This window comes from Diaminobutyricimonas aerilata (genome assembly GCF_002797715.1).
In the GTDB taxonomy this organism is placed as follows: domain Bacteria; phylum Actinomycetota; class Actinomycetes; order Actinomycetales; family Microbacteriaceae; genus Diaminobutyricimonas; species Diaminobutyricimonas aerilata.
This window is the reverse complement of record NZ_PGFF01000001.1, coordinates 66,463-79,363: the sequence shown is the minus strand read 5'-3', so window position 1 is coordinate 79,363 and position 12,901 is coordinate 66,463. Positions and strand designations below refer to the sequence as shown.

The 12,901-nt window shown below is 70.4% G+C and carries 11 protein-coding genes; 1 reads left to right on the top strand and 10 read right to left on the bottom strand.

Features of this window, described 5'->3' with window-relative positions:
• Window positions 1–10: 10 nt before the first annotated feature.
• From CLV46_RS00430 to CLV46_RS00390, 9 genes are all read right to left on the bottom strand, one after another.
• Window positions 11–937: a carbohydrate ABC transporter permease gene (locus CLV46_RS00430; protein ID WP_211282113.1), complete on the bottom strand. Its 927-nt coding sequence runs from the start codon at window positions 935–937 to the stop codon at window positions 11–13.
• Entirely contained in the window at window positions 934–1,890 is a 957-nt protein-coding gene (locus CLV46_RS00425; RefSeq protein WP_245866403.1) for a carbohydrate ABC transporter permease, read from the bottom strand. Before CLV46_RS00425 ends, CLV46_RS00430 begins: the two co-directional genes overlap by 4 nt.
• A gap of 87 nt (window positions 1,891–1,977) precedes the next feature.
• Complete coding sequence (locus CLV46_RS00420) at window positions 1,978–3,327, bottom strand: ABC transporter substrate-binding protein (protein ID WP_245866402.1); 1,350 nt, start codon at window positions 3,325–3,327, stop codon at window positions 1,978–1,980.
• 47 nt (window positions 3,328–3,374) lie between these two features.
• Window positions 3,375–5,474, bottom strand: a complete 2,100-nt coding sequence (locus tag CLV46_RS00415; RefSeq protein WP_100362971.1) for a beta-galactosidase — start codon at window positions 5,472–5,474, stop codon at window positions 3,375–3,377.
• Between the two features lie 201 nt (window positions 5,475–5,675).
• Window positions 5,676–6,722, bottom strand: coding sequence for a LacI family DNA-binding transcriptional regulator (locus tag CLV46_RS00410; RefSeq protein WP_100362970.1), 1,047 nt, complete (start codon window positions 6,720–6,722; stop codon window positions 5,676–5,678).
• Between the two features lie 76 nt (window positions 6,723–6,798).
• The gene (locus tag CLV46_RS00405; RefSeq protein ID WP_100362969.1) at window positions 6,799–7,464 is read right to left on the bottom strand and encodes a response regulator transcription factor; all 666 of its coding nucleotides are present in this window, start codon (window positions 7,462–7,464) and stop codon (window positions 6,799–6,801) included.
• Complete coding sequence (locus tag CLV46_RS00400; protein WP_100362968.1) at window positions 7,461–8,693, bottom strand: sensor histidine kinase; 1,233 nt, start codon at window positions 8,691–8,693, stop codon at window positions 7,461–7,463. The genes CLV46_RS00405 and CLV46_RS00400 overlap by 4 nt, the downstream gene beginning before the upstream one ends.
• A gap of 36 nt (window positions 8,694–8,729) precedes the next feature.
• Window positions 8,730–9,554 (bottom strand): hypothetical protein, encoded by an 825-nt coding sequence (locus CLV46_RS00395; protein ID WP_100362967.1) that lies wholly within the window; start codon window positions 9,552–9,554, stop codon window positions 8,730–8,732.
• Window positions 9,554–10,288 carry an ABC transporter ATP-binding protein gene (locus tag CLV46_RS00390; RefSeq protein ID WP_100362966.1) on the bottom strand — a complete coding sequence of 245 codons (735 nt, stop codon included), beginning with the start codon at window positions 10,286–10,288 and terminating at the stop codon, window positions 9,554–9,556. The genes CLV46_RS00395 and CLV46_RS00390 overlap by 1 nt, the downstream gene beginning before the upstream one ends.
• A 138-nt stretch (window positions 10,289–10,426) precedes the next feature.
• Here CLV46_RS00390 and CLV46_RS00385 point away from each other — a divergent pair, with 138 nt between their 5' ends.
• On the top strand, window positions 10,427–11,596 hold the full coding sequence (locus CLV46_RS00385) for a serine hydrolase domain-containing protein (RefSeq protein WP_100362965.1): 1,170 nt from the start codon (window positions 10,427–10,429) through the stop codon (window positions 11,594–11,596).
• Window positions 11,597–11,693: 97 nt separating this feature from the next.
• On the opposite strand, the gene aztD is transcribed toward CLV46_RS00385, so the two are convergent.
• The gene (gene aztD / locus CLV46_RS00380; protein ID WP_100362964.1) at window positions 11,694–12,884 is read right to left on the bottom strand and encodes a zinc metallochaperone AztD; all 1,191 of its coding nucleotides are present in this window, start codon (window positions 12,882–12,884) and stop codon (window positions 11,694–11,696) included.
• Between the last annotated feature and the right edge of the window lie 17 nt (window positions 12,885–12,901).

Below are 12,901 nucleotides of genomic sequence, written 5' to 3'. Positions count from 1 at the left end.
CTGCTTCCGGTCAGCCCTTCACACCTCCGGTCGCGAGCCCCGTCTGCCAATACCGCTGCAGCACGAGGAACGCGACGATCAGGGGCAGCACCGACACGAGTGACCCGGTGATCACGGTCGAGAACAGGGCCTGCGATCCCCCGCCCGCCGAACTCGCAGCCTGCAGTTGCGCGAGCCCCACCGTCAGCGGGTACAGCTCGGAACTGTTGAGCATGATGAGCGGCAGGAAGTAGTTGTTCCAGGTCGCCACGAGCGAGAACAGGAAGACCGTCACGAGTCCGGGCGCGAGCAGCCGCAGTCCCACCTGCCAGAAGGTGCGGAATTCGCCCGCACCGTCCACGCGGGCCGCCTCGATGAGGGTGTCCGGGATGGCGTCGGCGGCGTAGACCCGCATGAGGTAGACGCCGAACGGGCTGACCAGCGAAGGAACGATGATCGCCCAGGGCGTGTTCGTGAGACCCGCCGAGGAGAACAGCAAGTAGGTCGGCAGCGCGAGGGCGGTCAGGGGGATCATCACGGCGCCGAGCGTCAGGCTGAACATCACCTTGTCGCCGGGGAACCGATACTTCGCGAACGCGTACCCCGCCATCGTCGCCAACAACGTCGCGCCTGCTGCCGACACGACGGCGTAGACCACGGTGTTGAGGATCCACCGTCCGAAGATGCCGTCCCGCGTGGTGAACACGGTCACGAGGTTCTCTCCGAGCGAGAACCGCTCGCCGAACCAGAACCCGAAGCTCGAGAAGAGGTCGGCGTTGTCCTTCGTCGAGGCGATCAGGAGCCACAGCAGAGGCAGCACGAAGTAGAGCACGCACAGCCAGAGCAGCAGCGTGAGCAGGAGGCTGCGGCGCCGTTCGGGAGCGTAGCGACGCCGGGGCCGCGTTCGGCCGGCCGCTCGGCGTGCGGGCGCGGCTGCCCGCGGTTCGATCCTGGTCACGACTGATTCCTCTCCCGCCGCTCGCCACGTTGCGCCCCAAGCTGCACGACGTACGAGACGACCGCGATGACCACCCCGAGCAGGAAGGCCAGGGCGGCCGCGTAGTTCAGGTCCTGGTTGATGAAGGCCAGGTTGTAGGCGTAGTAGTTCGGCGTGAACGCGCTCGAGATCGCGTCGGGCGCGATCGCGTTGAGCAGGCTCGGCTCGTTGAAGAGCTGGAAGGTGCCGATGATCGAGAAGATGACGGTCAGCAGGATCGCCGGACGGATGGCCGGGATCTTGATACTCCACGCCACCCGGAGCTGGCTCGCGCCGTCGATCTCCGCCGCTTCGTACAACTCGGTGGGGATCGACCGCAGAGCCGCGAACATGACGATCATGTTGTAGCCGACGAACTCCCACGTGACGATGTTCATCATCGACCCGAGGATGGTGTCGCCCGCGAGCAGATCGGGCGTGCCCAGGCCGAGAGCTCGCGCGACCTGCGCGATCGGACCGAAGTCGGGTCCGTACAGGTAGCCCCACATGAGCGTCGCGACGACCGCCGGCACCGCGTACGGCATGAAGATCAGCAGCCGCGCCGCTTTCGACGCGCGCGCCCGGCCGCTGTCGAGCGCGAGCGCGAAGAACAGCGCGAGCCCCAGCATGATGGGCACCTGCACCACGAGGAACAGAGCCATCCGCCCGACGCCGGAGAGGAATCCCGGGTCGAGGAACGCCCGCACGTAGTTGTTCAAACCGGCGAAGACCTCGCCGCCGATGAGCTTGCTCTCGAACAGACTGAGGTAACCGGAGTAGACCAGCGGGACGACGAGCATCGCGACGAACACGACGAAGAACGGGAGTACGAAGAGGTAGGCGGCGCGGTTCTGCTTGCGCTTGGTCGCCGACGGACGCCGACGGGGCGGCGCGGCTGCGGTCGGCGGGCGGCTCACCGTGAGCGATTCGGACACGGGGTTCCTTCCGGATGCGGAGGACTGGAGTGGCGACGCGGACGTCGCCGGGACGGGTCGCCCGCCCTGGGGCGGGCGACCCGGCGTTCACTCGACGGTGAAGCCCTGGCTCTCGGCGTAGCCGACGAGAGCGTCCTGCCACTCGTCGAGCCCTGCGGAGATGTCACCCTTAGCGGCGATGACTGTGCCGAGCGTCTCCTCGTATGAGGAGTAGGCGAAATCCATGAACGGGAGCCATTGGAATTCGGTGTCGACGGTCTCGGAGATCTCGGAGAACAGCTGGTTGACCTGCTGACCGCCGTAGAACTCGGATTCGAGGTCGGTGAACTCGGGGTCGTCGAGCACCGACTGCTGCGGCGGGAACAGGAACTGCTCCGTCGCGAGCTTCATCGCCGACTCCTCATCGTTGTTGATGAATTTCGCGAGCTCGTATGCGGCGATCGGGTTCTCGCTCGTGGCGAGCACGGCGTCGGCTGACCCGCCCCAGTTGCCCGACACGTTCTCGCCCTCCGACCACTGCGGCAGCGGCGCCGCGCGCCACAACCCGGAGGTGCTCTCGGCCGTGCCCTGAAGGAACACCGGTCCCCACGCGGCAGTGAGCCAGCCGGCGTACTTGCCGTTCGCGAGCCCCTGGTACCACTGGTCGTTGAAGTCCACGTCGGTGGAGACGAGGTCGTCCTGGATGAGCTGCGTCCAGTAGTCGGCCACCTCCTTCGCCTCATCGCTGTTCACGTCGATGGTGACCGTCTCCTCACCGTCGTAGCCGAACGGCTTGAGCCCCTTCTGCCAGAAGAACCCGATCATCTGGCCGGCCTGGGTGGCGCCGAGGTTCGAGATGTACGACCCGGTCGAGTCCTTCACGGCCCGGGCGGCCGTCGCGTACTCCTCCCACGTGGCCGGCGGCTCGGTGATGCCCGCCTGCGTCAGGATGTCCTCGCGGTACAAGTTGCCCATCGGCCCGACGTCTTGCGGAACCGCCCACACCTCCTCGCCGGGCGACACCTGGTTCCAGGCCCAGTCGACGTAATCCCCGGCGAGGTCGTCGCCGCCGTAGTCGGAGAGGTCGAGCAGCGATTCGGTGAGCACGAACGACGGGATGTACTGGTACTCGACCTGCGCGACATCCGGCGCCCCTTCGCCCGCCTCGAGGGCGCTACGGAGCTTCTGGTAATGCGGCAGCCCTTGCCCGACGTTCTCGACCGTGACGTCGATCGCGGGGTACTTCTCCTCGAAGAGTGCGACCTCGTTCTCGATGTCGGGCACCCACGTCCAGAAGGTGAGCTCGGTGGGGGTCTTCAGCGCCTCGTCGATCTGCTCCTGCGTGACGGGACCGCCGGAGCCGCCCGAGTCTGCGCCGGTCGTGCATCCGCCGAGGAGCAGTGTCACGGCGGCGATGCCGGAGCCCAGCGCCAGTGCTGTTCTTGGTGCGTTCCTCATGTCCTTCTTCCTTGTCCTGTTTCGGGTGAGACCGGGGTCCGGTCTCCTCACCCGTCGATCACGGTCGTCGCGGACCATGGGGCGAGGGGGAGTTCGGTGCCCGCCGGGTGGCGGGTGTCGGTGACGGCATCGGTGACCTCTCTCGCGAGCGTGACCGTCGTGGCGTTCCAGCTCCAGTTGAAGAGGAACCAGGCGCGGCGGCCGTCGAGCAGCGATCCCGACGACACGGTGACCGGCAGGGCGCGCTCCGGCGCGAGGGCATCCGCGATCGGCGCCTCGACGGCCCAGCGGATGAGGTCCACGGCGAGGGCGGGCGAGGGCACGGTGCCGACGAGGGTGACTCGGCCGTGGCCGTGCGGGTTCGTCGTCACGGCGGGGAACCCGGCGAAGCGCGGGTGCCGGTACCGGGCGAGCACCTCGGCGCCATCGACGAGCAGTCCGTCGGCCCACAGCGTCGCCCGCGCGCCCTCCGTGACGGCGAGGCCCTCCCCCTCGATCAGCACGTCGTCGCGCAGATTCGAGTACTCCTCGTAGTGCGCACCGGCCGCCTCGGCCAGTCGCGGCGGCGCGACTTCGACCCGCGCGCGGGCCTCGTGGTCACCATAGCCGGTGCGGATCCCCGTGATGAGGTGCCCACCCGCGGCGGCGTACTCACGCAGGAGGTCGAGGTCGTCGTCAGTGGCGACGTAGAACGCCGGCGCGATGAGCACGGGGAATCGGTCGGCGAGCGCGGCGGCGCCGAGCGCGCGGGCCTGGGCGGCGTGCAGGAAGCGCGCCTGGGCGCCGGCATCGATGACGCCGCGATGGAACGCGTCGACGATGCGGGGGTACGCCATGCGGTCGGGCCGTCCGTCGGCGTCGGCGAGGGGCGGGGCGAACTCGAACGCGAAGCGCGAGTCGTTCGACCACAGGATGGCGACATCGGCATCGGGCTCGAAGCCGTCGAGGGTATCGCCCATCGCGGCGAGATCGGCGCCGAGCTGCGAGAGCTCGGCATAGACCCGGCCGGGCACGAGGCTGTGCGGCAGCACGCCGCCCCAATACGTCTCGGTGCCGTACGGCAGGGTATGCCAGTGCCAGTACTCGATCATCGCGGCGCCCCGGGAGACGAGGGCGAGCGCGGCCTGCCGGAGCTGCCCGGGGTAGGGCGGGAGGTTGAACTCCGGGCCGCCGATCGACTGCGCGTCCGTCTCGGTCACCAGGAACCGGGACTGCTTGGAGGAGTACATCCGGTCGGCCTGCCGGAACAGCGCCGCGACGCCCGAGGTCGTCCACGGGGTGACCGGCTCAATGTCGATCGTCGCATCGAGGTGGTCCTGCATCGCGTAGTACGGGTTGCCGGCGGTCACATCGAGATCCGCGACGAGCGCCTCGTCGTCGAGTGCGGGCCGCGGGTAGGCGATGCAGGTCGTGACGAACTGGCCGTCGCGCGCGTACTCGCGCACTATGCCCGCCTGCCACGCGATGAACTCGGTCGTGAGGTCCGCCTGGTAGCGACGCCATGCGAGGTCGTACTGCGGCAGTGAGTTGCCGTCGGGCCGCCACAGCTCCGACCAGTCCGCGATGCGGTGCGACCAGTAGGTGAGCCCCCACTCCCGGTTGAGGGTCTCGACGTCGCCGTATTGCGCGGCGAGCCGGCGCACGAACCGCTGGAACGTGCCCTGATTGTGGAACAGCTCCATTCCCGGCTCGTTGTCGACCTGATAGCCGATGACGGCGGGGTGGTCGGCGTAGCGCGCGACGACCGCGCGGATGATCCGCTCGGCATGGAACCGGAATGCGGGGTGCGAGTAGTCGACCTCCTGGCGGGCTCCCCACGGCACCCGCTCGCCGGTGCGGCGCTCGGCGGCGATCTCGGGGTAGGCGGACTGCAGCCACGGCGGCACGGCGTAGGTGGGCGTGCCGAGGATGACCGCGATCCCGCGCGAGTGAGCGCCGTCGAGCACCGGCTGAAGCCAGTCGAGCTCGAATTCTCCGTCTCGCGGCTCCCACGTCGACCACACGGATTCGCCCACCCGGATGACCGTGAAGCCGGCGTCGCGCATGAGGTCGAGATCGACATCGACCCGGTCCTCGAGGTGGTACTCCGCGTAGTAGGCGGCGCCGAACAGGATGCCCTTCGGGCGGAAGGCGGAAGCCGTTGCCATGCTGATCGATAACCCCGTCGTTGTCGTCGTCATCCGTCGTCGTCGACGGATACGGGAACCGTAGCCGCATTTGTTACCGGTAACAAGAGGCTTGACCACATTGCTGTTCACGTTCACATCGGGTGCGGCACCACCCCGCCGCGCGTCCGAGCACCGGCGCCGACTCTGGGAAGACGGTGCAGCCGAAGCCCGAGGCGGCCGTCAGCGGGGGGCCGGACCGCTCGACTCCCGGATGCGCAACTGTGCGCCCGCCTGGGCGGGCACGGGCGTCTTGGTCTGATCGATCACCCGCAGCAGGCGTGCGAACGCGGCGCGGCCCTGACCCTCGAAGTCGAGCTTCACCGTGGTCAGCGGAGGCACGAAGAAGGCGGCTTCGGGGATGTCGTCGAACCCGGTGACGCTGACGTCCTCCGGAACCCGCAGTCCGCGGCGCATGAGGGCGAGGATGGCTCCGAGGGCCATCTGGTCGTTGCTCGCCACGACCGCCGTCACCCCCGCCTCGAGCGGGATGCGTTCGGCGGCCGCGTAGCCGGAGGCCGCAGACCAGTCGCCGTGCGCCACCCCGAGCGACTCGAGTCCGGATTCGGTGACCGCACGGTGGTAGGCGAATTCCCGATTGCGGGCAGCGACCCACCCCTGAGGTCCGGCGATGTGGAAGAACCGGCGGTGCCCGAGAGAGCGCAGGTGCTCGACCAGGTCGAACACCGCGCGCTGCAACTCCGTTCGATACCCGGTCGTCGCATCATCCGCATCCAGTTCGAGCATCAAGGGAACGCGGATGTCGGCGTGCCGGATGGCGTCGGTCATCGCGTCGGTCGACGCGAATGCGAGCACGCCCGCGATGTCCTGCGTCGCCATCAACCCGATCGCCTCGGCGACCGAATCCTCGTCGCCCATGTCGAGGGCGACGATGTCGAGCAGGTAGCCGGCCTCGCGCGCCCCGGCACTCGCGCCCTGCACGATGCGGCTCGGTCCGACCTCGGCGATCGCATGGGTGAACGCGCCGACCCGGTGCGACCGGTTGGTGGCGAGGGAGCGCGCCGTCATGTTCGGGCGGTAGTCGAGTTCGCGCAGCGCCTCCTCGACCCGTTCCCGGGTGTGCGGGCGGATGCCTTGATACCCCTTGAGCAGCCGACTCACCGTCTGGTGACTGACGCCCGCGATCCGCGCAACGTCGTAGATGGTCGGGGAGCGCACCGCGGGAGCAGTCGAGTCGTCCTGGGAACCCTTCCCTTCGGCGGCGGTCATCGGCGTCCCTCCATCCCGCCCGGCGGGCGCGGATGGCGGCACTTTACCCGCACCGGAACCACTCCGCCCCGTCCACCTACTCGATCGACGGCGCGACGACCCCGTTCTGGAAGGCCCACACGACCGCCTGCAGCCGGTCGCGGGCGCCGATCTTCGCGAGCAGCCCGGCGACGTGGTACTTCACCGTCGACGGTTCGATGAACAGCCGCGTCGCCATCTCCTGATTCGAGAGCCCCTCGCACAGCAGCTCGAGGATTTCGAGCTCCCGGCCGGTGAGCGCCGACGCGAGCTCGTCGCGGCGCTTCTGCGGGGTGGGGCGCCGGGCGGCGAACTCGGCGATCACCCGCCGGGTCAGCCGCTGGTCGAGGGTCCCGCTGCCGGAGGCCACCGAGCGGATGGCGGCGATCAGCGTCTCCTCGTCGGCCCCCTTGAGCAGGAACCCGGCCGCTCCCGCCTCGAGCGCCCCGAACACGTAGTCGTCGAGGTCGAACGTGGTGAGCACGAGCACCGGGATGGCGCCGTCGGGGTCGGCGGAGAGCAACCGGGTCGCCTCGATGCCGTCGCGGCCGGGCATCCGGATGTCCATGAGCACGACATCCGGACGCAGCTCGCGCGCGAACTCCACGGCCTCGTAGCCGTCCTTCGCCTCACCCACGACCTCGATGTCGTCTGCGGCACCCACCACGACCGCGATGCCGCTGCGGACGATCTTCTGGTCGTCGGCCACCATGACGCGGATCACGCGGACTCCTCGTTCGTCGACGGGTAGGGCACGACGAGCACGTTGCGCCACCCGCCGTCGGGTGTCGCGCCGGCGTGCAGCGTCGATCCGGTGAGAGCCGCGCGTTCCCGCATCCCGAGCAGACCGTTGCCGCCACCCTCGGTGGGCACGGACCCGCCTGATGGCGCGTTGGTCACGCTGAGCTCGACGGAATCCGAGCCGTAGCGCACGGTGACGTCGCACGGGGCTCCGGGCGCGTGCCGCCGGGCGTTCGTGAGCGACTCCTGCACCATGCGGTATGCCGCGATCTCGGCGACCGGGCCGAGGGGCACGGGTTCGCCGCTCTGCTCGAACACGACCGTCATCCCCGACGCGCGCAGCCCGTCGACGAGCTCGGGCAACCGGTCGAGCGCCGGTTGCGGGCCGAGCTCGCCCTGCTGGTCGGGCCGCAGCAGCCCCACCGTCTGACGGAGGTTGGCGAGCGTCTCCTGCGCCTCAGTCGTCACGCCGCGCAGGTACTCGCGCGCACGGTCCGGTTCGCGGGCGAGGAGCGCACCCGCGGCCTGACTGCCGACGATGATGCCCGAGAGGTGATGCGCCGCGATGTCGTGCAGCTCTCGGGCCATGAGCGCGCGTTCCTGCTGCACGGCCTCGCGAGCGCTGCGCTCGCGATCGCGTTCGGCGAGCGCGGCGCGTTCCCGCAGCGCCTCGAGCATCCGCCGACGGGAGATCGTGACCTCGGCGATGAGGGCGGGGGCGACGAAGGTGATGGCGACCCGGGTGAGAGCGAGGGCGAACGACCACTCCCCCGGCACGACGTCGCTCGACGCGAGGGCGATCGCACCGGCGATCGCCGACGCCGCCGCCGACGCCGCGACCCAGAGCAGGGCGGGCCGCGTGTCGAGCCGCTGCCGGATCGCGACGACCGCGACCATCACGGCGATCGCCCCCATGCCGAGCTCGCCCGAGGTCAGCGACATGATCGCGATGTCGAGCACGGTCGTGGCGACGAGGGCGAGCGCCGGCCGGGGCCCCCGCCACCACAGCACGGCCGCCTGCAGCAGCACGAGCACGGCGCACATCCATCCGTATCCGTCGGGCAGCACGTAGTCCTCGAGCGTCGCCGAGGGCGACGCGCGCACCACGACATCGGCGACGAGGGTGCCCACGGCGAGCACCGCCACGGCGAGCACGGGAATCACCCGCCGGAGGCGCGCGGTCGCGCGACTCCGGCGGGTGTCGGTTCTCATGTGCTCATTCTCCGGTCTCCGGAGCGATGACGGGGCTCACAGGTCACGCCGGCGGAGCACGGCGGCACCCGCGGCGAGCGCCGCCAGCACGATCCCGGCGAGGGCGGCGAGCGCCACACCCCACGGGAGCACGGCTCCCCCGTCGCCGCCGGCGATCGCTGCGCGGCCGAGCGACAGCGGCAGCAGTTGCGCCCAGAGGGGAAGCGCGCCGGCGAACAGCTGCGCGAACGCCTGCACGATCGGCTCGAGCAGCAGCAGGGCGACGACCACGAGTACTCCGGCGAGCTGGCTGCGCACGAGCACGCCGACCGCGAGACCGAGCAGGGCGAGCAGCACGACGACGATCGCGCCGCGGCCGAGGGTGGCGAGGATGTCGGTCCAGCCGAGCACGAGTCCCGTCGAGGGCAGCACGGTCACCGAGATGAGCAGCACCGCGACGGTGATGACGGCGAGCAGCAGCGCGAACGCGGCCGCGGTCACGGCGGTCGCCGCGGCCTTGCCGACGAGGATGCGGGTGCGACGCGGTTGGGCGAGGGCCGTCGCGACGATGCCGCCGTACCGGTAGTCCGTGGTCGCGGCGAACAGCCCGAGCAGCACGACGGCGATCGTGGCGGCGCCCACGGATCCCATTCCGGAGCCGCCACCGAGGATGTCGAGCGCGCCGGACTGGAAGGCGGCCGTCCCCGGGTCGGTCGGGCCCAGTTCGGAGGGCGCCACGTCGGCCCCGAGCGCGCCGTTCGCGAGAGCGGGGAGCAGGGTGACGAGGAGCACCTGCGTCAGCAGCAGGCCGCCGGCTCCGACCGCGATGGTGATCTTGGTCGCCGCGACGGTGCGCAGTTTCAACAGTTCTGCCGCGAACATCAGCGCACCTCCGCGGTCTCGGCCGTGAGGTCGAGGTAGTAGGACTCGAGATCCCCGCCGTAGCGGGCGGTGAGTTCCGGGATGGGGCCGTCGGCCACGATCCGGCCCTGGGCGACGACGATGATGTCGTCCGCGACGTTCGACACCTCGGCGAGCACGTGCGACGACAGCAGCACGGCGCCCCCGGCGTCGGCGAAGGCGCGCAGCCGTTGACGCAACCAGCGCATGCCGGCCGGGTCGAGTCCGTTCGCCGGCTCGTCGAGCACGAGGATGCCCGGCTCACCGAGCAGCGCCGCCGCGAGGGCGAGGCGCTGGCGCATCCCGAGCGAGTATCCGCCGATGCGGCGATCGGCGGCCGCACCGAGGCCGGTCTCCGTGAGCATGGCGGGAACGCGAGCGGCGTCGACGCCCGCCATCGCGGCGGAGATGGTCAGGTGCTGGCGGGCGGTGCGCCCGGGATGCAGGCCGCCGTCGTCGAGCATCGCGCCGACCGTGCGGGCCGGCTGGGCCAGCTCCCGGTACGGGGTGCCGTCGAGCAGAGCCGTACCCGCGTCGGGGCGGGCGAGGCCGAGCAGCATGCGCATGGTGGTGGTCTTGCCTGCACCGTTCGGGCCGAGCAGCCCGACGACACGGCCGTGCGGCACGTCGAAGCTCACGTCTTCGACGGCGGCGTACGAGCCGTACGTCTTGCGCAGTACGGAGACCGCGATCGCAGTGGTGGGGGAATCGTTCATGTCCCCAGCGTGGATCTCCGGCGCGCGCGGGTCCCCCGCCGAACGGCTAGTCCTCATCCCCTCCTCCCGGCCGGTGCCCTCCCGTCCGCGGGAGCGAAAGGTGGAGGCATGACATCCCCCACGGACGGAAGGCATCCCATGGACACTCGCACGAAGAAGGTCTCGCTCGCGGTCGGCGCATCCGCTATCGCCATCGGGCTCACCGCGACCCTCGCGGGAGCGTTCGGCGCGTTCGGCTCACCCCCGCCCGCGTCGTCGACGGCGGTGCAGCGCAGCCTCGAGGGGCTCGTCGACGACGGCTTCCCCGGTGCGCTCGCGACGGTCACGGATGGCCGGGGCGACACCACCGAGTACGTCGCGGGCGCATCCGAACGCGGCACGGATGAGCCGGTGCCGGCCGACGGGTACGTGCGGATGGGCAGCAACACGAAGACCTACGTCGCCGTCGTGGTGCTGCAACTCGTCGAGGAGGGCCTCGTCGACCTCGACGAGTCGATCGAGACGTACCTGCCCGGGCTGCTCGTCGGCGACGGGATCGACGCCTCGCGCATCACGGTGCGGAACCTGCTGCAGCACACCAGCGGACTGCCGAGCTACACGACCGCGCTCGCGACCGATCTGCTGGCCATCCGCGACCGGTACCTCTCGGCACGCGACCTCATCGATCTCGCGCTCACCATGCCGGCGGACTTCGCCCCCGGCGAGCGCTGGAGCTACAGCAACACCAACTACACCGTCGCGGGGCTGCTCATCGAGAAGCTGACCGGGCGGCCGCTGCGCGAGCAGATCGCCGACCGCATCCTCGAACCGCTCGACCTCGAGCACACGGTGTATCCGGCGGAGGGCGAGCGCACCCTTCCCGAGCCGCACCCGCGCGGTTACCACCGCGACGCCGACGGCGAGCTGGTCGACATCACCGAGACGGATCCCGGCTGGGCGGGTGCCGCGGGGGCGATCGTCGCGACCCCGAGCGACCTGAACACCTTCACGCGAGCCCTGCTCGACGGCGAGCTCCTCGACGCGGCGATGCTCGACGAGATGCGCACCACCGTGCCCGCCGACGACCTCTGGGCCGGTGCCCGCTACGGGCTGGGGCTCATGAGCTATCCGCTCAGCTGTGGCGGCGTGGCGTGGGGCCACGGCGGCGACATCTCCGGCTTCGAGACGCGCAACGGGGCGACGGAGGACGGTCGCGCGGTGACCGTCGCCGTCACGGCGCTGCCGAGTGCCGTCTCGCCCGAGGAGGAGTCCGCCATCGCCCTCGCCCAGCAGGTGAACGCCGCCGTCGACACGGCGCTCTGCGACTGACCCCCGGATCGCCGTTTCCCGTCAGTAGATGCCCTTTCGCCGCCGCGATGAGGGCGTCTACTGACGGGAAACCGGTGCACCCGCATACGCGTCAGGGTCAGCCGGTGATGGCGATCTCGTTGGGGGTGGCCGGCAGGTCGCCCTCGGCGACGGTCTCACCGGTCGCGAGATCGACGGCGAGGATGCGGTCGGCGGCCGGCTCGGTCACGTACGCGATGCCGTCGTGCACGGTGAGGGCCGGGTGGGCGTCCTGCCACTCGACGGGACTCTCCCACGGGTCGATGACCGACCACGACTCGGTGACCTCGCCGGTGGTCTCGTCGAGAAGGTTGAGGGTGCCGTCGGCGCTCAGCAGCACGATCTCGTCCTGCGGGCCGCGGCTCACGCCGCGCCAGGTGTACTCGACGCCCTCGGGGAGGTCGACGACGGTCGAGGTGAGCGCGACCGTGTCGATGAGGGTGAGCTCCGACAGGAGGTAGCCCTCGGAGTCGGGGTCGGAGTTGTAGTCGCCGACCGCGATCGGCGAGGTCTCGGTGACGTAGGCGTTGCCCATCCGGCCGTACGCGTCGGGTGCGGGGATCTTGGTGAACGCGCCGTCGGTGTAGACGAGCACGCCGTTCTCGCAGCCGAACACGACGACCTCGTCGGCCGCGGTGCCCTCGCCGTGCACGGCGGGGCAGTCCTCATTGCGGGCGATCTCGGCGCCGGACGGGTCGAGGACGCGGGCGCCGGTGCGGGAGTCGGGCGTGCCGATGGTCGACAGCAGGGTGCCGTCCTCGAGCTCGATCGCGACGCCGTGGTGGGCCGCCTCCGACTCCACCGTCTCGGTCTCGGGCAGCTCGTCGGAGTTCAGGTCCGCGGTGTCGAACAGGGTGATGTCGCCGGTGCCGTCGGCGAAGAGCACCGTGCGGTCGGCGTGGCGGACGACGTGGCCGGCCTCGCTCGCCTCGAAGACGAGGTCGGTGAGCTCCGGCTCGTCGATCCCGGCGCCGGTGTCGAGCACGCGGAATCCCTCGGTCGTCGTGACCATGATGTGGCGGTCGTTGCCGGACGGGTTGACGCGCGTGAACCCCTCGATCGGCAGGTCGCCGGCGACCTCGAGCGTCTCGGCGTCGAGCACGAGCAGCCCGCCGTCGTAGGTGAGGGCGATCTGCGGGCTCGGGGTGGTGGTCGAGGAGTCGGCGGCAGGCTCGTTCGCATCGTCGGTCGCGGCGCACCCGGCGAGGGTGAGGCCGACGACCGCCGCGAAGGCAGCGGCTGCGGTGGTGGCGGTGCGGGAATGTCTCATGATGCCGACTCTATTGA

Bases quoted from the DNA above. Each gene is read 5' to 3' on its own strand.
- CLV46_RS00420 (WP_245866402.1), bottom strand. From the start codon at position 3,327: ATGAGGAACGCACCAAGAACAGCACTGGCGCTGGGCTCCGGCATCGCC.
- CLV46_RS00415 (WP_100362971.1), bottom strand. From the start codon at position 5,474: ATGGCAACGGCTTCCGCCTTCCGCCCGAAGGGCATCCTGTTCGGCGCC.
- CLV46_RS00410 (WP_100362970.1), bottom strand. From the start codon at position 6,722: ATGACCGCCGCCGAAGGGAAGGGTTCCCAGGACGACTCGACTGCTCCC.
- CLV46_RS00400 (WP_100362968.1), bottom strand. From the start codon at position 8,693: ATGAGAACCGACACCCGCCGGAGTCGCGCGACCGCGCGCCTCCGGCGG.
- CLV46_RS00395 (WP_100362967.1), bottom strand. From the start codon at position 9,554: ATGTTCGCGGCAGAACTGTTGAAACTGCGCACCGTCGCGGCGACCAAG.
- CLV46_RS00390 (WP_100362966.1), bottom strand. From the start codon at position 10,288: ATGAACGATTCCCCCACCACTGCGATCGCGGTCTCCGTACTGCGCAAG.
- CLV46_RS00385 (WP_100362965.1), top strand. From the start codon at position 10,427: ATGGACACTCGCACGAAGAAGGTCTCGCTCGCGGTCGGCGCATCCGCT.
- aztD (WP_100362964.1), bottom strand. From the start codon at position 12,884: ATGAGACATTCCCGCACCGCCACCACCGCAGCCGCTGCCTTCGCGGCG.